General features: G+C 36.2%; 17 protein-coding genes. 6 read left to right on the plus strand and 11 right to left on the minus strand.

Annotation, left to right across the window (positions count from 1 at the left end; genetic code table 11):
• Nucleotides 1-56 precede the first annotated feature (56 nt).
• Entirely contained in the window at nt 57-1211 is a 1155-nt protein-coding gene (locus AC4D4A_RS07015) for an aminotransferase A (protein ID WP_490995234.1), read from the plus strand.
• A 65-nt stretch (nt 1212-1276) separates the two neighbouring features.
• On the opposite strand, the gene AC4D4A_RS07020 is transcribed toward AC4D4A_RS07015, so the two are convergent.
• The 4 genes from AC4D4A_RS07020 to AC4D4A_RS07035 form a co-directional block, all read right to left on the minus strand.
• On the minus strand, nt 1277-2155 hold the full coding sequence (locus AC4D4A_RS07020) for an NAD(P)-dependent oxidoreductase (RefSeq protein ID WP_490995670.1): 879 nt from the start codon (nt 2153-2155) through the stop codon (nt 1277-1279).
• 162 nt (nt 2156-2317) lie between these two features.
• Complete coding sequence (ptsP, locus tag AC4D4A_RS07025) at nt 2318-4039, minus strand: phosphoenolpyruvate--protein phosphotransferase (RefSeq protein ID WP_490995235.1); 1722 nt, start codon at nt 4037-4039, stop codon at nt 2318-2320.
• Nucleotides 4039-4305 carry a phosphocarrier protein HPr gene (locus tag AC4D4A_RS07030; RefSeq protein ID WP_066100932.1) on the minus strand — a complete coding sequence of 89 codons (267 nt, stop codon included), beginning with the start codon at nt 4303-4305 and terminating at the stop codon, nt 4039-4041. The genes ptsP and AC4D4A_RS07030 overlap by 1 nt, the downstream gene beginning before the upstream one ends.
• A 475-nt stretch (nt 4306-4780) precedes the next feature.
• Nucleotides 4781-5524 carry an SDR family oxidoreductase gene (locus AC4D4A_RS07035; protein ID WP_490995236.1) on the minus strand — a complete coding sequence of 248 codons (744 nt, stop codon included), beginning with the start codon at nt 5522-5524 and terminating at the stop codon, nt 4781-4783.
• Nucleotides 5525-5743: 219 nt separating this feature from the next.
• Here AC4D4A_RS07035 and AC4D4A_RS07040 point away from each other — a divergent pair, with 219 nt between their 5' ends.
• Nucleotides 5744-6247 carry a sigma-70 family RNA polymerase sigma factor gene (locus AC4D4A_RS07040; protein WP_490995237.1) on the plus strand — a complete coding sequence of 168 codons (504 nt, stop codon included), beginning with the start codon at nt 5744-5746 and terminating at the stop codon, nt 6245-6247.
• A gap of 354 nt (nt 6248-6601) precedes the next feature.
• Here AC4D4A_RS07040 and ykzS read toward each other — a convergent pair whose 3' ends face one another.
• Nucleotides 6602-6796 (minus strand): protein YkzS, encoded by a 195-nt coding sequence (ykzS, locus tag AC4D4A_RS07045; protein ID WP_066100941.1) that lies wholly within the window; start codon nt 6794-6796, stop codon nt 6602-6604.
• A gap of 271 nt (nt 6797-7067) precedes the next feature.
• Between ykzS and AC4D4A_RS07050 the strand changes: the two genes are divergently transcribed.
• Both AC4D4A_RS07050 and map read left to right on the plus strand, forming a co-directional pair.
• A complete protein-coding gene (locus tag AC4D4A_RS07050) occupies nt 7068-7247 on the plus strand; it encodes a YkvS family protein (protein WP_066100944.1) in 180 nt (59 codons plus the stop codon).
• A gap of 165 nt (nt 7248-7412) precedes the next feature.
• Nucleotides 7413-8156: a type I methionyl aminopeptidase gene (gene map, locus AC4D4A_RS07055; RefSeq protein WP_490995238.1), complete on the plus strand. Its 744-nt coding sequence runs from the start codon at nt 7413-7415 to the stop codon at nt 8154-8156.
• Between the two features lie 106 nt (nt 8157-8262).
• On the opposite strand, the gene AC4D4A_RS07060 is transcribed toward map, so the two are convergent.
• The 6 genes from AC4D4A_RS07060 to AC4D4A_RS07085 form a co-directional block, all read right to left on the minus strand.
• Entirely contained in the window at nt 8263-9288 is a 1026-nt protein-coding gene (locus tag AC4D4A_RS07060) for a YkvI family membrane protein (RefSeq protein ID WP_490995239.1), read from the minus strand.
• A gap of 251 nt (nt 9289-9539) precedes the next feature.
• The gene (locus tag AC4D4A_RS07065) at nt 9540-9977 is read right to left on the minus strand and encodes a MarR family winged helix-turn-helix transcriptional regulator (RefSeq protein ID WP_490995240.1); all 438 of its coding nucleotides are present in this window, start codon (nt 9975-9977) and stop codon (nt 9540-9542) included.
• A gap of 790 nt (nt 9978-10767) precedes the next feature.
• Nucleotides 10768-10941, minus strand: coding sequence for a Spo0E family sporulation regulatory protein-aspartic acid phosphatase (locus tag AC4D4A_RS07070; protein ID WP_490995241.1), 174 nt, complete (start codon nt 10939-10941; stop codon nt 10768-10770).
• Nucleotides 10942-11158: 217 nt separating this feature from the next.
• On the minus strand, nt 11159-13303 hold the full coding sequence (locus AC4D4A_RS07075) for an ATP-binding protein (protein ID WP_490995671.1): 2145 nt from the start codon (nt 13301-13303) through the stop codon (nt 11159-11161).
• 179 nt (nt 13304-13482) lie between these two features.
• Nucleotides 13483-15783 (minus strand): thiamine pyrophosphate-dependent enzyme, encoded by a 2301-nt coding sequence (locus AC4D4A_RS07080; protein WP_490995672.1) that lies wholly within the window; start codon nt 15781-15783, stop codon nt 13483-13485.
• Nucleotides 15783-16796, minus strand: a complete 1014-nt coding sequence (locus tag AC4D4A_RS07085; protein WP_490995242.1) for a 2-oxoacid:acceptor oxidoreductase family protein — start codon at nt 16794-16796, stop codon at nt 15783-15785. Before AC4D4A_RS07085 ends, AC4D4A_RS07080 begins: the two co-directional genes overlap by 1 nt.
• Before the next feature lie 315 nt (nt 16797-17111).
• Here AC4D4A_RS07085 and AC4D4A_RS07090 point away from each other — a divergent pair, with 315 nt between their 5' ends.
• Nucleotides 17112-18182 (plus strand): acyltransferase family protein, encoded by a 1071-nt coding sequence (locus tag AC4D4A_RS07090; protein WP_490995243.1) that lies wholly within the window; start codon nt 17112-17114, stop codon nt 18180-18182.
• Between the two features lie 213 nt (nt 18183-18395).
• Nucleotides 18396-20168 carry a B12-binding domain-containing radical SAM protein gene (locus tag AC4D4A_RS07095; RefSeq protein WP_490995244.1) on the plus strand — a complete coding sequence of 591 codons (1773 nt, stop codon included), beginning with the start codon at nt 18396-18398 and terminating at the stop codon, nt 20166-20168.

Below are 20168 nucleotides of genomic sequence, written 5' to 3' on the forward strand. Positions count from 1 at the left end.
TAAAGCAACCTTATAATAATAAAGATAAGAACTGTAATTAGGAGGTAAGACCTGGAATGGAACACTTAATTAATCCTCATGTAAAAGAGATAGAAATATCCGGTATTCGACAGTTTTATAATATGGTATCTGATATTGATGATGTCCTGTCCTTTACAATAGGATTACCTGACTTCCCAACACCCTTACATATAAAAGATAAAGCAATAGACGCCATTCAAAATGATTGTACTACCTACACCCACAATGCCGGTTTACTCGATCTCCGGCAAGAAGTATCAAAATTTATGTATAGCCATTATTCACTTGAATATAATCCGGATGATGAAATTTTGATTACCGTAGGAGCAAGCCAGGCGATTGATATTGCCTTCAGGACTATTTTAACACCCGGAGATGAAGTCATTCTGCCTGGCCCTGTATATCCCGGTTATGAACCATTAATTCACTTAGCAGGGGGAAAAGCAGTCCATGTTGATACAAGAAGCACCTCCTTTAAATTAACTCCACAATTAATCACAGAACGCCTAACCGAAAAAACAAAATGCATTGTTCTTCCCTATCCATCGAACCCAACCGGGGTATCATTAACGAGAGAGGAACTGGAGGAAATTGCTGACCTTGTTAGAGGGAAAGATATTTTTATCCTGGCTGATGAAATCTATAGTGAATTAACTTTGGACAGAAATCATACATCGATTGGTTCCATTATAAGAGAGCAAACCATTACAATAAATGGTCTATCAAAGTCACACTCCATGACCGGTTGGCGAATCGGCTTTCTGATGGCACCAAAAGCAATTGTTAAGCATATGATCAAGGTTCATCAATATAATGTATCCTGCGCCTCCTCTGTCTCACAGATGGCTGCACTGGAGGCTATGAGGAACGGCGAACATGATCCAGCTGCTATGAGAGAAGAATATAAAAACCGCCGTGATTATGTTTTTAATAGACTTACAGCCATGAATCTCCAGACTGTATTACCGGATGGCGCATTTTACTTTTTTATTAAAATACCGGATGCCTTTAAAAATTCACTTGATTTTGCCCTCAAACTGGTTAAGGCTGAAAAAGTAGCTGTTATACCTGGATCGGCTTTTTCGGAATACGGAGAAGGATATTTCCGTTTATCATATGCTGTTTCCATGGAACAGCTTAAAGAAGGGTTAAACAGACTTGAACATTTTCTAATCCAGCAGATAAAATAACAAGAAGCATTTCGTTAGAGGCATGATCCCTTTTCGAAATGCTTCTTTGTTTTAATGAAACTAAGTTACTGATTGGATGCCTCAGTATAGTATTTATACAAGGCTTGTGTTCCACGGTTCTCTTCTCCCATATCCGCTAATTTTTCATACATAGCTTTGGCTAAAGTCAGTCCTGGAAAATCAAGACCTAATCGTTCACTTTCTTCTAATGCAATTTTTAGGTCTTTTAAGAAATGTTTGATATAAAATCCCGGTTCAAAATCACCCTTTAATATCCTAGGCGCCAAATTGGTTAAGGAAAAACTGCCAGCAGCACCAGTTGATATGCTTTTCAAAACTGTTTCCGGATCCAGGCCTGATTTTTCGGCATAAACGATCGCTTCACATACACCAATCATATTCGTAGCAATGGCTATCTGGTTGCATAGTTTAGTATGTTGGCCCGAGCCAGCATCTCCCTGATGGATAATATTTGTCCCCATTGCTTTAAATACAGGCATCATGCTCTCAAAATCCGATTGATCACCGCCAACCATAATGGCAAGATTAGCATTTTTTGCACCAATATCTCCTCCGGAGACAGGCGCATCAAGGACATGCAATCCTAAATCCTTACCCGCCGCATATAACTTTTTTGCCAAAGACGGAGCTGAAGTGGTCATATCAATTAAATAAGTACCCGGCTTGGCATATTTTAATAAGCCTTCCGACCCTAGATAGATCTCTTCAACGTCAGAAGGATAGCCAACCATCGTAATAATAACATCGGCTTCCTCAGCGATTGCACGGGGGGACTCCTTCCAATCTGCACCTTCCAAAAGCAATGGCTCACATTTGGACTTTGTTCTGGAATAAACACTGACAGGGTATCCCGCCTTCATTATATTCATTGCCATACTTTTACCCATTACACCAATACCGATAAAACCAATATGTAAATTCATCATAACGCTCCCTCCTATACCTCTATAATAGCAAAAAAAATCAACTGGAAAACCAGTTGATTAAGAAAGGGGGGTCACTAAAAGCATGTTGCTGTTTTGTGTCCACCTTTAATGTACCCCTACATTCAAATAAATAAACCTGTATTTCTATTTTTATTGAAACTATTTTTGAGCTGTAGCTTCTTTAACCATTTCAACAATTTCTGCTGATGTCTGCATTTGAATAGCTTTTTCAGCCAGATCTTTCATTTCGGTTCTAGTAAGTGTTTTAATTTGGGAACGTGCACGCAGAACAGATGTTGCACTCATTGAAAACTCGTCCAATCCTAATCCAACAAGCAACGGAATCGCCAGTTCATCCCCAGCCATTTCTCCACACATTCCAGCCCATTTGCCTTCTTTATGTGCAGCTTCAATCACCATTTTTACTAAACGTAAAATAGCAGGATTATACGGTTGGTACAAGTAAGATACACGTTCGTTCATTCTATCTGCAGCCATTGTATATTGAATCAAGTCATTCGTACCAATGCTGAAGAAATCTACTTCCTTAGCAAATTGATCTGCGATTACCGCAGTTGAAGGGATTTCCACCATGATTCCCAATTGAATAGAATCTGATACTTCAATACCTTCTTCAATTAATTTCGCTTTTTCTTCTTCAAGAACCTTTTTGGCGGATCTGAATTCATCTAAAGTGGCAATCATCGGGAACATAATTCTTAAATTCCCATACACACTTGCCCGTAAAAGTGCTCTAAGCTGCGTTCTGAAAATCGGCAGTTCCTCAAGACACAATCGAATAGCGCGGAATCCAAGGAACGGATTCATTTCTTTCGGAAGATCTAGATAAGGAAGCTCCTTATCTCCACCAATATCCAATGTGCGTACAACAACAGGCTTACCTTCCATCCCTTCAAGTACAGCTTTATAGGATTCAAACTGTTCTTCTTCTCCCGGAAGATTGTCTCTTCCCATGTACAAGAATTCTGTTCTGTATAAGCCTACAGCCTCAGCACCATTTGCTTTAACACCTTCAAGATCTTTAGGAGTACCAATGTTCGCTGCTAATTCTATATGATGGCCATCTGCCGTTACCGTTTTTTCGTTAACAAGCTTAGCCCACTCAAGTTTCTGCTGTGCATATGCATCAGCAGCTTTTTTGTATTCCTCAATCAATTCAGGTGTCGGATTAATATGTACTTCACCTTTCAGCCCATCAAGTATAATCATATCGCCGTTTTGAATAGTTTCAGTTGCCTGTTTAGTCCCAACAACTGCTGGAATTTCAAGCGAGCGTGCCATAATTGCAGAGTGAGAAGTACGTCCACCAATATCAGTTGTAAAGCCTTTAACAAATTCTCTGTTTAATTGAGCTGTATCTGAAGGAGTTAAATCCTCGGACACAACAATCACTTCTTCAGCAATCATACTTGGATTTGGTATTTGTACGCCAAGAAGATGACTGATTACCCGTTTTGTTACATCACGAATATCAGCTGCTCTTTCTTTCATATATTCATTATCCATTTGTTCAAACATGGTTATGAACATATCAGCAATTTCGCGCATAGCAAATTCAGAGTTAATTTTTTCAGACTTAACTTTCTCTTGTACTGCACCAAGCAATTCAGGGTCATTCAAAACAAGTATATGAGCATCAAAAATAGCTGCTTTATCTTCACCTTGTTCTGTTTTGACTTTTTCACGAATTGTTTCTAATTCGGTCTGAGCCTTATTAACCGCCTCTTCAAGACGAGTTAATTCGGTATCCACTTCATTAATCGTGCTTTTTGTTACAGTTAAGTCAGGCTCCATTAAACGATAAGCTTTTGCTATGACAATTCCATTAGATGCCGCTATCCCGTTTAACATCGTTGTCATTACTTAGCCAATCCTTCTTTTGTTAATGTTTCCTCAATGGCATTTAATGCATCTTGTTCGTCATTTCCTTCAGCGATAATTGTAATATCTGAACCACTGCCGATTCCTAAAGACATAACACCCATAATTGATTTAAGATTAACTTTCTTTTCTTTATATTCAAGGTTGATATCAGAGTTGAATTTACCTGCTGCTTGTACAAGCAATGTTGCTGGACGAGCATGAATTCCTGTTTCTGCAGTTACATGAAAAGTTTTTTGTACCATAAGTAATCGAGCTCCTTTATTAATAATTATTTTGTTTTAGCTATACGAATTCTAGCTGCTTACATCTTATGATTTTACCCAGTTTCAACCGGTCCTATGTATAAAAGGATGAACAGTCGAAATTATGTAGCTTTTCTCACAATATAGAGTAAAACCCTATAAGAGAAATGTACCTGAAAAATTAAAATTGTTCAACTGCTTTTATAAATTTAGAACCATAAATATATCTCAGCTGTAAGATTAATTGAAACATAGTCTTTCAATAAATATAAGATTCGTTTCCTATATATACCAGAATCCTATATACAATGAATTTATTCAGTAAAGTGTTTGCACACAGATAAGCAATTCTACAACTAAATTTCACATAGCTTGGAGAAATATCTATATATTGTATTTCCTATCGATTTTACAACAAAGGTATTTCTAATGACAAATTTGAAGAACCTTTCTATTCTGTTTTATATTCATATTTTCAATCTTCATAAATCATTTTTCTTGTCATTCCACCATCAATAACCAGATTCTCTCCATTAATAAAATCGTTCTCTGAATCGCTTAAGAATAAACATGCTTTTGCTATATCTATCGGCTTACCTACCCTACCCGAAAAATGCTGGGCGTGATCTATCTCACGTAAACCAGTGTAATCAGTCGTTTGAATCCACCCAGGGCTAATACTGTTAACTCGAATACCCTTTTTGGCTAATGATGCGCTGAGAGCGTGAGTTAGAGCTAGGATTCCACCTTTGGATGCAGCATATGCTTCTGAATTCGGTTCAGATTGTATGGCTCGAGTTGATGCAATATTAATAATAGAACCACCCCTTCCAGTCATCAACTTGGCTCCTTCTCTTGACAAAATAAATACACTTCGTAAATTGGTATTGATAATGCGATCCCAATTCTCTGTTGTCATTTCTAATAATGAAGTGAATTCACTGATACCTGCATTGTTTACTATAATGTTCAATCTATTCCACTCACCCCTGATTATTTCCATTATATGAAGACAATCATTCTCTTTGCTGAGATCAGCCTCAACAAATAAAGCAACTTTTCCCATTGCCAATAGTTCAGCTTCTATTTTCTTTCCAGCTTCCACATCCATATCGGTTAAAACAACCTTCGCGCCTTTATTTGCATATTGCAATGCGATTTCTTTACCAATTCCATTTGCAGCACCTGTTACTAACACAACTTGATCCTGAAATTTCATTGTATTCAATCCTCTCTTTTAAATTTAAATGGGTAGATTTTGTTGTAGGAATCCATATTTTTTAAAAATATGACTATTTTAATTAAATTTATCATCATTATTTTCAAAAAACTGAACAGATTTTCAGATTTGCTTTTTTTACAGAAAGAATTTTTAAGCGTACTTTAAAGATACCCGGGAATTTAGAGGTCGCTCCTCATAGGGCAGGATCACGCGAGTATGGAAGATTTCGAATCATTAGTTAACCAATATAATCCGTTAATTCATCATATTATGAGAAAGCTTAATATTATTTGTGAAAAAGATGAATTTTACCAAATAGGATTAATTGCACTTTGGGAAGCCAGTCAAAATTTCAACCCTGAAAAAGGACAGTTTCTATCCTATGCCTACAAGTCCATACAAGGTAAAATGCTTATACAGCTTTGCAAGTCCACTAAAATAAACGGGAGAGAGGTAAAAAAATCACCGGAGTATTGGAATTTATTAAAGGTTGAAGAAGATGTTTCCTTCTTGGAATGGTACTTCCCTAAACCTTTTCTAATTTCCTTAACGGATAACCAATATATTTGGTTGGCTGAATACATTCAATTTGGTAAAACCATCACAGATATCGCTTACGAATACCACACAACGTATGCAACAGTGAAATCTTGGAGACGGATGGCGCTAAAAAAACTAAAGCATTACCTTGAAATACATCCAGATGTGTTTATTAAATAAGGACGTTTTCATTAAAATGCCAACAAGAGGGTGGGACATAAGTATTTCAGTCAATATAAATCCGATCTATTAACTGATATTTTAATAAATATTTCGCCTAATAGTTCGGATTTTTATTTATTTACTTCTGTATACCATTATTAAACTTAGTGGAATGGAGCGGAAGCCACCGACTCCTGCGGGAAGTAACGGAGGCTCAGCTTCCTCCCCGCGGAAAGCGAGTGGAGTAAGCGCGCAATGGAACGAACTTTTCCAACTTAACTCTTTAATAAATAACAAAGTCAATAAATTAGATATCGTTCGTCTTTTCAAAATCGTTTATAAGTTATGTCCCATCCTCTTGTCAATTTCTATTTAACTTCTGGGCTCCTCTAAGTAATGATAGGTCACCCCTCCACCTATATGAGCTGTTCCCCGAAAGTGTTTAAAATCTTCTCTTTCTACAAGCACAGATCGAAAAGCCATGAAGTCCTGCTTGGCAACTTCAAGTTTATCTATTTCTCCATTTTTCAATTGATCAAATATGGATTGGATCTCTTCTTTATTCATTCGTAAAACCTCCTATATATACAAAACATGATACTCTTAAACCCCTACATTAAACAAGTATTCCATAGAAGCGAAAATATAAAGACTATTTATTCTTTTAACATTCCAATTAATCACAATTTATACTATAATTACAATACTATTCTGCATAAGCTAAATAGTAGGGATAATTTCTTCTTAAGTAGACTTACGAATCCCGAAATTGCAAGGATATTAGTTTACTAATCAAGATCTGTTGATAACTTTAATAAATTGAAAAGGTGTGAACATGATGAAAAAGGCTGATGTAGGCAATATAATTGAATTCCGCGATGGATTACGTGGGATTGTAGAAAAAGTGAATGAAAACTCTGTGATTGTGGATTTAACTTTAATGGAGAATTTTCATGACCTTGAATTAGAAGAAAAGACAGTCGTTAACCATAAAAATTATAAAATCATATATGAATAATTCGAGAACGGGGCTACTTGCCTCGTTTTCTTCTTGTCCCATTAATTTCCCTTACTTTAAATTTGAGAAAAACTTAGATATAATAGTGAGAATCGATTCCATTTGGAACCTTTCACTAAACTTTTCATATTAATGAAGAGCATTACAGAAAGCGGGTTTAGTATCATGATTGTAAAAAACGAAAAAGATTTAGAAGGATTAAAAGCAGTAGGTGCAGTTGTTTCACGTGTCAGGGAAGCAATGAAATTAGCTACCGTTCCCGGTATTACAACACTGGAGCTTGATTTAATTGCAAAGAAAATATTTGAAGAAACCGGAGCTGTTTCTGCACCTAAAAATGAGTATGATTTTCCCGGTTTTACATGTATCAGTGTAAACGAAGAAGTTGCTCATGGAATACCAGGAAAACGTATAATAAACGAAGGCGATATGGTAAATATCGACGTCTCTGCAGTATTAAATGGATATTATGGGGACACAGGAATTTCGTTCCCTGTTGGCACTGCAACTAGTGAAAAAGAAAAATTATGCCAATGCGCAGTTGATGCTTTTTATCAGGGAATCAGCAAAGCTAAAGCAGGCTCCAAGAAAAACCAAATTGGTAAAGCTGTCTTCAATACAGCAAAACAAAATGGATTCACTGTCATCAAAAATTTAACCGGCCATGGAATAGGTAGAAGCCTGCATGAAAAACCGGATCATATTTTAAACTATTTTGACCCATGGGATTCAGATCTTCTTCATGAAGGTACAGTATTGGCCGTTGAACCGTTTATCTCTACAAAAGCAACCATGGTTACAGAAGCCGGTGATGGATGGACATTTATCACGAGTGACAAAAGCTTGGTTGCACAATGTGAACATACTATCATAGTGACAAAGAATGAGCCGATTATTTTAACATTATAATGTGCCTACGGTATTGACCGTTCTAAAGAGAGGGGACTATCCCTTCTCTTTTCTTTTTGTCTTTTTATAAATCAATTTCTAAAACAGCATAAATCATAGCTGACATTCACTTCCTTACAGTTATTAACAGCAAAAAGGTTAAACTAATATATCCAAAAATCGGATACAATATAGAGATCAAAGGACCATATTCAATTTGGCCAATCATTAAACTTATGGCAAAAATCCCTACATATAGAGACCAGGAAGGCAATTCCGTTGCTTTTTTAAGTTGCCTTTCAAGTCCAAAGGCATTCCCAATCAAGGTTGAAAAAATTTCTCCAAAAATAATGAATAAGTAGAGTCCATATAAAAAAGGCGCAATATGTTTCATGACATAAGCCGTAGGAATGTTAATCTGTTCAATCCCTGGTATGGAGGATAAAGAAATATGGCAGCTTACCAAAACAACGGATAAAATAAATCCTCCTAAATTTGCACCTTTTCGAATAATATTTTCATCCTTTATTTCGGCAGCCAATGGAACCAAAACAGCCTGTGTCAAAGCAAGGTTAAATGCCGTATAGGAGAAGGGCGATAAGACCATCTTCCAGCTTACTTCATCAGGAATAGTTAGCAGACTTTGAACAGGATTCATTTGGAATAATGAAGCAAACATAAGGATTAAATTAAAAATAATCATTGCCGGTACCACAAAGGTGTTAATAGATAATAAACCTTTAGTTCCCCAGCTCATGACAACAATTGATAGAAATGTAGTAAAAAGCATGCCACCTATTTTAGAAAATCCCAATTGCTCTTCAAATAGGCCGCCAACTCCTGACATCATTACACCTGTAACTCCAAACAACATGCCCATAAAAATGATATTAACAAAAAAGGATATACGTTTACCAAATAACCAATCATTAAATTCCATATAATTTTTAATATTTCTATGTAAAGCTACAATCATTATTTTTCTGCCAATCCGAATAAAAATAAATCCCGAAAGAAGAATCCCAAATAGGCCATAAAGTCCATATTGGGTAAAAAATTCATATATTTCCTTTCCAGTTGCAAAACCCGCTCCAATAACCGTTCCAACATAAACAGCTGCAACTTGAAAAATACTTACATATTGACGATCCACCCTTGTCCCTCCCCGCTTACTACTCACTGTATGCGGGTTGATTCTGTTTATGACCAAATATTTTTCTGGTGAATATAGGGTATATTCATAAATGAAAGAAAGTTACGTTTACCTCTTAACTCCTTGATTCATTAATGAACCAGTTTATTTCCTTCAAATTTTAGGCAAAAAAATAACTGCCGGTTATTTCGACAGCCAGTCTATCTTATTCTTTTAGTTCACTTTTATTTGCTTATATAGGTAATAATGGATTATTTACTTAACGGTACGGATTTACCTATCCTTTTCAGAAGCTCAATCACCGTTGCTTTCTCTTCAACCGTTAACCCATCCATTAAATGCTCAATTCGTTCCTGATGCTCTGGGAAAATTCCTTCCAGGAATTCCTTGCCCTTTTCCGTAATTTGCGCAAATGTTACTCTTCGATCATTGGGACATGCAATCCTTTTTAGTAATTGCTTTTTTTCCAGTTTATCTACTACATAAGTGATACTTCCACTGGCAAGCAGGATTTTATCCCCTATATGCTGCATTGGTTGATCACCTTTATGGTAGAGTAGCTCAAGGACAGCAAATTCGGTTGGATTTACACCTGAGGCTTGGATATATTTGTTGGTATAGTCACTGATAGCCCGATAAGCCCTCGACAGAACTATAAATACTTTTAGAGATTGATTTTGTTCTTCCATATTTAATCACCCACAATTAACGGTTAAAATTCACTATTATCATCCGCGTAATTATACTTCTTTCCTATTAAAAAGTAAAACTTTATAATCATCCAGATAGTCGTAATAACCCAGTATTTACCTTTCTTTTTTCATTTCCAGTTCATTTGCAGAAATCCTAATATTTTGGTGACACTATTCCCTTTATTGATGATGTATAACCTTATGCAAACGAAGAGATTATATTTCCTGAAGTACAAAATAAATCTTCTAATGTCTGTTCCTTTGTTAGTTATTGCTCTGTATAAATAGATCTCTTACAAGGAACATCCTTTAGGTCCAAGCAGTCATTTCATCTATTCGCAGGATGAGATTCAGTCATCCAAATCGTGCTGTAATGATGATTGGTTAAGTATAAGCTATTCTATTCCCAGTAAAAAGGACTCATGCTTAACCTGAAAAATAGGGTTAATAAACGAATATGGAGAAGGTCTCGCCTGAGGATAAGTGACGGAAGTATATGTTTATACCTATTCCTTCCACTGTGATCATTTAGAAAAGGGGTTATTTTCTGCATTCATAATTACAGCCTAAAATGCACATAGAAAAGGAGTATATATAAGTCGGCCTGGGTTAAAATGCACTTTACGACCAGGTAGAGATATCTTTTCTAGAATTGATTATACCTATCCTAGTATTACACTGTTTTACTAGTTAGTTTTCAACCAAAAAAACATATGTAAATAGTTAAATGGTAAATACGTTTATGTCATAGAACCCTAGCTTTTACCTTTACGCATTCCTTGGTTATTTAATAATTTGTTATTGAGTATTTCATTCTAATATGCTCAAGAATTAACTGATCAAGCTGCCGACTCAGATTTAATGTACCTTCATCAAGAAGGCCATTGTTCCTAGCATGGCTAATCATTTGTTCTCTTTTGTTTCTTATGGCAGTTTCCAGCCAATCTTTTTGATTCTGCAAGAAAAGCTCCTCCTTCTTATTCACTAAAAAAATAACATTAAGTGGTATTATGTCAGAATCTTAAAATAATGTAAATACAATCGCAAAAAAAGACAAAAAATAAAAATTATTTCAGTCTTTTATTAAAGAATCTGTCTCCCCTTCCAATAAATAAAAATAAGAAACCCTTATAAACCAGAAGAGTTTCCATTTTACCATCCTATTCTAACTTTTTCTCTTAAGTGAACTCATGATTAATAGGCAGATAGATTTGAAACAGAGTTCCTTTCCCTTCTTCACTGGCTACTTCAATCCAACCGGCGTGCTCTTCAATGATTTTGTAGGTAACCATCAATCCTAGACCTGTCCCCTTTTCTTTAGTTGTATAGAATGGTTCTCCCAATTTATCAAGAACAGTTTCAGGGATTCCGGTTCCATAGTCCTGTATCGATATTAATACATGGCTATCAAAAAATAATTCTGTTGTGATATCAATAAACCCTCCTGCAGGCATAGCCTCTATAGCGTTTTTGATTAAATTTATAAAAACTTGTTTAAGTTGGTTACTCTCACAATGGATGGGTGGTATTTTAGAAAAATGTGTGTGGAATTGAATATTATGCATAGATGCTTGTGCACTTAGCAGATCCAACGTATTTGCGATTATGGTATTTACCTGTTTAATTTGATAGGAAACTGCCTGTGGCTTTGCAAGGATTAAAAAATCTGTAATGATTGTTTCGATTCTTTGTAATTCTGAAGAAATAACCTGGAAATAGGTTGAAAATTCGCCATTCAAGCTGCCTTCCAGCAATTGAATAAAACCTTTCAAAGCTGTCATAGGATTCCTGATTTCATGAGCAATACCGGCTGCCAGCTCACCTACAACATTCAATGTATCTGATTTTTTTAATTGTTCCTCCATACGAATCTTATCTGTTACATCTCTAAAAATGGTCAGATTCTTACCCGGTATAACATCCAGTCTCGATGAAAAATCCAGTTGTTTATTTAGCCCATCCCTGCATGTAAGCTCACACACAAAATGATGATGCTTATTTTTATTGATCAAGGATATATGTCTTTGTAAATGTTTCATCTGATGTTCAGTCAGTTCGAATATTTCATGGAAGTTTTTGTTTTGGATATGATCAATAGAAGCCCCTATAATTGCAGCACCTGGTTCATTAATATCATATATTTCCCCGTCTGCTCCCCAAATCATAATGCCATCAAAGGTACCGTCAAAAATTTTCTTGAATTTATTTTCCGAGATAAGAAGTTCCTGCTCAATCTCCCACTTTTCACTAATATCTTTACAAATTAAAAGAGTATAAGGACTTTTGCTAATCTGCTTTTTTGTTAATTCTATAATCTTTTTTTTCCCACTCGATGAACTGTAAATCAGCTCAGAACTCTCTTGATCTCCCAAGGTAAAAAGCGTATTTATCTTTTCACCCGCAATATTCTCTATATTCGTATTAATTATTTCCACCTGCGTTTTCTCAAACAACATGCAGGCTTGCTCATTAGCCTGTACAATGATTCCTTTAGAGTCCAGCATGATTATTCCATCCACGGATTGACAAAACACACTTTGAATTCCTTCTATTAAATAGTGATTTTGCTCTGATTCTTTAAGAACATCATAAATAATCGTATAGTACAATCCACTGTAAAAATTAAATTGTGTAGTATATTGATATGTGATTTCCTTTGAGTCGAGATAAAGCTGAAATAAATTAAAATGGGAATTTCCAGATGATAGATGCTTGATAACAGTATCAAAGTTATCTTTATCGGCGGCAGTAATAAATTGATAAATACTTTTGCCTAGAATTTTCGATCTCTCAATTTTGACCAACCCACAAAAGGCTTTATTACCATCCACGATGATTCCTTCTTTTGTATGGATAACAATATAGCACTTTAAATCATTAATAATATCTACATATAAATTATCCTGTTTTACATGATCCCTTATATGTTCTGTTTTAAATGGGATTAACATATAAATAATTTTTTTAGAATATGAATCCAAAAGTCCATTAAGTTCAAGTTTAACTGAGCAGGTGTCACCAGAATTCCTTACTGACCATATATGATTTGAAAAACCATGCTGTTTCACGTTTCTGAGTTGATTATCAACCACCTCTTTTGAAACTGAGATAAAAAAGTCCCGAAGATTTCCTGGTTTACCCTCTCGGCCTAACTGATGGTATAACTTGATTGCCTGCTCATTCTGAGATATGATTTGCATTTCAAAATCAGTAACAATGATTGCTTTTGTAAATGAGTTAAAAAAATGCTCCCATGTCTCGTAATCATTTTTCAAGGTCGTATTTTTTTCTTTAATCTTTACTTCCTTATCATTCAAATCCATATCAGCCAAGGGAATCCTCCTAATACCTGTGACATAATAAGATACTTATTCTACAAAATTATGGAAAAACCTTTTTGAACAATCAGAATCAGACTAAATACCTCCTTATGGTATAGATTAAAATATAAAAAAACCTGAAGAAATATCTTATAGAATCTCTTCAGGCTTTTAAAACACTATTAAAGGGATGGATTTTCATGCTTAGCCAGCAATCGGTTCCATCTTCTATCCACTTCTTGTTCAAATTCTTCAAGCATACCTGCATTTTCTTCTTGCAGCAGATGCTTTGTTTTCCCCATATATGTTAACCATTCAGATAGTTGAATCCGTTTTTTCCTCGTTTCTGGATTATAAGTAATGGTCGTTTCACCATTCTCTACTTCATATAGAGGGAAGAAACATGAGTTTACTGCCGCTTCCATAATCTTGGCACCAAAGCGTTCTTCTGCTTTCCAATTCAAAGGACAGGTGATTAATATTTTGCCATAAACGGTACCTACATTCTGTGCATACCATTGTGCCTTTGCCGCTTTCTTAATTAAATCCTGCGGGAAAGCTTCCGATCCTGTAAATACATATGGTATTCCAGTGGCAGCCATGATTTGAGCTGTATCCTTATGATGAAAAGCTTTTCCTTTTTGCGCTCTTCCTACACCTGTTGTACTTGTCATATGACCAAGCGGAGTAGAGTAGGACATTTGCGAGCCTGTATTCATATATCCCTCATTATCATACTCAAGCATAATGAGTTTGTGATTGCGCAATGCAGTTCCAATAGCTGAACCCATCCCTATATCCATGCCACCATCACCGGTGATCATAACGAAGGTCGCATCATCACTGATTGAGATTTCACCACGGCGTTTTTTCTCCAAAAATGCTTCAAGTGTACCTGATAAAGTTGCCGGCCCGTTTTGGAATAAGTTGTGAATCATCGTTTGTTTATGAGAGCTATATGGATATGCCGTTGTTACCACATAGGCACAGCCTGTTTGGAACAGAACAACAACATCCCCCTCGATTCCTTTAAAGAACAGCTCCAATGCTGGAAAAATTCCGCATCCTGGACATGCTCCATGACCGGAAGCCAAACGTTTCGGCTTGCTCATTAATGAGCGTAAAGGTGGAATACGCACCTTTAATTTCCCACTCTCCTCATCAGGTGTGACCTGAATGAGCCCTGTTTTATATAAATCTTCGGTATGCGGCTTTAAAAGTGGCTGTGGTTGGACATCAGGCAATCCCGGATTGACTCCGTAATAATCAAATGCTTTTTCAATCTGGCCATTATTTAATGCTTGCAAGGCCAAATCAAAAAATGCCCTTGCATCCTCCGGATAAAAATCCTTTCCTCCTAAACCAAACACACGGCTTAACACAGCAGTATGATTATCCTGGTCTTCCTGCAAGGCAGATTTCACTTCATGTGTAAGGTTTGGACCATTGGCACCATAGGAATCCGCTCTCTCGCCAACCAACAATACTTTCACATTCTTAAGAGCCTTCCTGATTTCTTCTGCCGGGAACGGACGAATTATGTTAGGGCTGATCACGCCAGCTTTAATTCCTTGTTTTCTTAAATCATCGACCGTATCTTTGGCTGTCTCGGCAGCTGAATTTAATAGGAATAAGGCAACTTCCGCGTCCTCCATCTTATAAAGATCCAATACTCCATATTCACGACCTGACAGTTCAGCATATTCACGAGCTACCTGGGTAAAAATCTCTCCGGCTTTATACATCGCTTCAGACTGCTGATAGTGATTATTGATCAAATCATCCCCATTCATATGGGCACCAATCGTTACCGGGTTGTGAATATCCACGTGTGGAAAATGAGTTGGCATTTCACCAATAAATTTTTGGACAATCTCTCTATCTTTAAAGTAGTTTACTTTTCTCTTTTGATGAGAGGTAAAGAACCCATCATAAGCGACTATAACAGGTAAACGTACATCGGAATGCTCCGAGATTTTCAACGCCATGATATTCATATCGTAAACAGCTTGAGGTGTTCTGGCTGTCAAAATGATCCAACCTGTATTTAAGGCAAAATATAAATCAGAATGGTCGCCCCGAATGTCGAGCGGACCACTGATCGATCTAGTAACAAGATTCATAACCATTGGAAATCTTGTACCTGATTGAACCGGTAGCTGCTCTAGCATATACATAAGTCCATTTGCGCTTGTGGCATTAAAAACCCTGGCTCCAGCCACGGCAGCACCATAACAAATACCTGCCGAACCATGTTCTCCATCTGCCGCGATTAATTGAATATCATGTTCTCCTCTGGATTTCATAATATCTAAATACTGAGCGATTTCAGTTGACGGAGTAATTGGAAAATACCCCATCAAATGATAATTGATTTGTGCTGCAGCCATAGCGGCCATTTCATTACCTGATTCAAAGGTAGTCACTTGTTCAGCCATTGTACCCTTTACCAATTCAGTTAGTTCCACTTCTGATATCGCCATCATTTCATCCCTCCTGCTACATAAGGATTACGTTGTTTCACTGTATTTTCCTCAGCAAAACCTAAGATTTCCCGCATTTCCTGAAGGGCGCTAGTCGGACACGCTTCAATACATTTCAAGCAGCCTTTACAGTATTGATAATCAATCCCTGTTAAAAACATTTGCTTACGCCCACGCTTATCTTCTCCCTCTTCCCAGACAAAACAAAAATCCGGGCAAGCTGTATCACAGGCAGCACAATGTATACATTTTTCAGCATCCCATTCAGGTAAAAAACCTTGTCTGGAACCGGACAAGTCTTTAAGTATACTATTTCCCTGAGCAATGATCGTGCCGCCAATGACTTGGGTTTCGTACCCCAATAAAGGTAATGCTCTTTTAAAGCTTTTGCCCTCTGCATCTTGCGGTACCTCGAAATGTTTAAACGTCACTTCATGATAGCCACGTTCAAACGTACGGATATTTGGCTCAACTAAATGTGGATATTTCTTTTCAAATGTTTTTCTAATTACATCTTTCATGGACTCGGGATTGAGGAAATCACATATACGGAACAAAGCTCCAAGCATAGCTGTGTTCACTTTTGTTTTTTCTTCTACTGCAATACCAAGTGCATCGACGATTGCAAGCGTTCCGTACTGAAGATTTAGGTCATTTTTTATTTCATCGAACTGACGGGTTGAATTAACAAGAACAATACCATCCGGACGTAAACCACTCACCACATCAACCATTTTATAAAGTGCTTCATGAAAAACACCAATAACATGGGGCTCTTCAATTGGGCTATGATCACGTATTTCAGTTTTGGCATCACAGAAACGAACAAAGCTCTTTACAGGAGAACCTTTTTTTTCCGAACCATAGGATGAAAAGTTGGAACCATTTAAGCCATGCCCCAATACACCTGATTCAGCCAGCATTTTTCCGGCTAGGTTTGCCCCAAGTCCTCCTATTGATTCCAAACGAATTTCATAAAAACCTTGTTCATTCTTTTTTGGAAGAATTGTCATTTATTTTCCCTCCCTATTTCCTAACGATAAAGTTTGTTTAGTCTATTAAATATTATTTAAATATTAATGAATACAGTTTTAATTGGAATTATTTATATATTGAAACCTATAGCTATTCTGCATTTAAACTATATATAACAGATATCTTTATTCTTATAGTACAGATACATAGATTATAGTATGGAAATACACGATTATCACATTGTTAATAATGGTTCAATTGGATGTTTTTACTAATTCATTCTTCGATTGTTTGATTACCATTATAAAGGGGAATAATAGAAAGAATTTTTCCGGAAATAATAGGAGGCAACTATGAGACAGAGGGAAAGTTATTTTGACAACGCAAAAGTCATATTGATGTTTTTTGTTGTCTTTGGTCATATTTTACGAACATATATTGATCAAAATGAAACGATTTATGCTCTATATAATACAATCTATACCTTCCATATGCCTGCTTTTATATTGTTATCAGGCTTTTTTGCAAAAGGCTTTAACAAAAAAGGCTATATAAAAAAACTAAGTACTAAACTGATTCTTCCCTATTTACTTTTCCAGGTCCTCTATACGATCTATTATTATTATCTATTTGATAAATCAACGCTTAAGTTCGAAGCGTTGGAACCCAATTGGTCATTATGGTTTCTGTTAAGTCTATTCTGTTGGAATTTAATGCTTTTCATCTTCACAAAATTTAAACCTTTAGTAGGGATTGGATTAGCAATAGGGCTTGCTTTACTTGTAGGATATATTGATACTATCTCTACTTATCTGAGTTTATCCCGGACATTTGTCTTTTTTCCGTTTTTCCTGATTGGTTATCACTTACAGAAAGAACATTTTCAAAATATAACCACAGCGAAAAGTAAATTTTACGCTTTGGCATCCTTTGGTGTAATTTTTATATGGTTTTCATTTTTTCCGGAAATAGACTCCCAATGGCTCCTCGGGTCAAAGCCTTATTCAGAAATTGAGGCGGTAACATTCCTCTCTATGTTTAAGCGCTTTGGATTTTTCATCGTAAATTCTCTTATGATCATGAGCTTTATGGCGCTAGTACCTAAGGGTAGCTATTTCTTTACTAGATGGGGCACTCAAACCCTATATGTATATTTATTGCATGGCTTTTTTGTCCGGACCTTCAGATTTACAAGTTTAAATGAATACTTCACTACAGCAGAACACTATATATTATTGGCAGCAATCTCATTGATCATTACAATCATCCTGTCTAGTACATTAGTCAAGTCAATCACACAGCCGATGATTGAGTTTAATACCCGTCATACGAAAATGATGTTCTATAAATTAAAAGGCTTATTGCATTTTTATAAACAAAAATATGATTTGTCCAAATCGATGAATCGTAGTCCTTCGGAATAAGTAATTCCGAGGGATTTTTTGTATCGCTATTTTTTCCCACCACTCTTATACCAATACACTCCATTATTTCCTCGAACATCTCTCATAATGACAACTGAAAATCAAACAGTACTACATTAGAACCTATGTAAAATATCACCAATACTGTAAACCCATACTCAAATATGATAATATGAATTGTTAGCAAACGGTGAAAGGAAGTATGACAAATACATGAGAATTATTGGAACTACTTTAAATGCCAAATATATTCATACCAATTTAGCCCTTCGTTATTTAAAAGCGTATGCAGCACCCGAATACGATGTAGAAATTATTGAATACACCATTAAAGATCCGGTAATGAACATCGTTACAGATTTATATAACCAAAAGCCAGATGTAATCGGATTTAGTTGTTATATTTGGAATATGGAAGAAATCAAAAAGGTTATTACCATACTAAAAAAAATCAATCCCGATATCTATATCGTTCTTGGAGGTCCAGAGGTCACATATGATCCATTTTTCTGGCTCAAAGATATCCCAGGTGCTGATTTCATCGTCATAGGTGAAGGAGAAGCCACATTTAAAAATCTCTTAGCTGAAATAGATGGCAATAAGGACTTTCACACGGTTCAGGGAATTGCGTTTCTTGAAGGTGAAAAACCTATCCTGACACCTGCCGCTCCAAAGGTAGATTTAAAGTCTATTCCATCACCATTTAGATTTGAAGAGGATATCCCTAACTTGTCCAAACGAATTACGTATATTGAAACAAGCCGAGGTTGCCCTTTTAACTGTCAATTCTGTCTTTCATCCATCGAAACCGGCGTTCGCTTCTTTAATAGAGAAGATATTAAAGAAGATATCCGATTCCTGATGAAAAATGGAGCTAAAACGATTAAATTTATGGATCGGACGTTTAATATCAGTCGTAGCTATGCTCTCGACATATTTGAATTTTTAATTAAAGAACATGAACCGGGTTGCGTTTTTCAATTTGAGATTACAGCAGATATTATGAAGCCCGAAGTAATTGAATACTTAAACAAAGAAGCTCCCCCCGGCCTATTTCGCTTTGAGATAGGAGTCCAATCAACAAATGATTATACAAATGAACTAGTCAAACGAAAACAGAACTTCGATAAGTTAAAACGGACGGTTACCATGATTAAGGACGGCGGGAAAGTGGATCAGCATCTTGATCTTATCGCAGGTCTTCCAGAAGAAAATTATAACTCCTTCCGAAAAACCTTTGATGATGTGTTTGAAATGCGACCAGAGGAGCTTCAACTGGGCTTTTTAAAAATGCTTCGCGGTACAGGCTTGAGAACTCAGGCTAAGCAATGGGATTATCAATATATGGATCAAGCCCCATATGAAATTGTCAGCAATAATGTAATGCCGTTTTCCGATATCATTAAAATTAAGCAGGTTGAGGATGTACTGGAGAAATATTGGAATGATCACCGAATGGATCTTGGAATGGAGTATATAGTAGGCACTGTTTACAGCTCTCCTTTTGATTTCTTCCAAGAATTCGGAAGCTATTGGGAAGAGAAAAAATGGTCACGCATTGGACACCAGCCTGAGGATCTATTTAAGCGCCTCGTCGAATTTATTGGTGCAACGAATCCCGATAGCCTTGAAACACTAATTTCATTACTAAAAGTGGATTATTTATCACAACTAACCTTTAAACCACGTAAACCATGGTGGGAATATTCCATGACCAAAAATGAAAAATCTCCAATCTATCAGGCCGTTTTGGCTAATCCTCATCTGGTTGGTGAGAACTTTAAAGCACTTAATTTGAATGAAAAAGAACTGTATAAACATGTACTGATTGATGAACTTTCTATTGATATGAATCACTATTTAAAAACTGGCGAAATAACAACAGATCCGACCTTATTGATTGCATACTTCCATCCAAAGCATGGTGGGTCCAAGTTGTTTTATGTACCTTCAACGGTATTTTCAAAAGAAATAGAGCTCGACTAA

The sequence above is a fragment of the Pradoshia sp. Z5_111 genome (assembly GCF_058267535.1).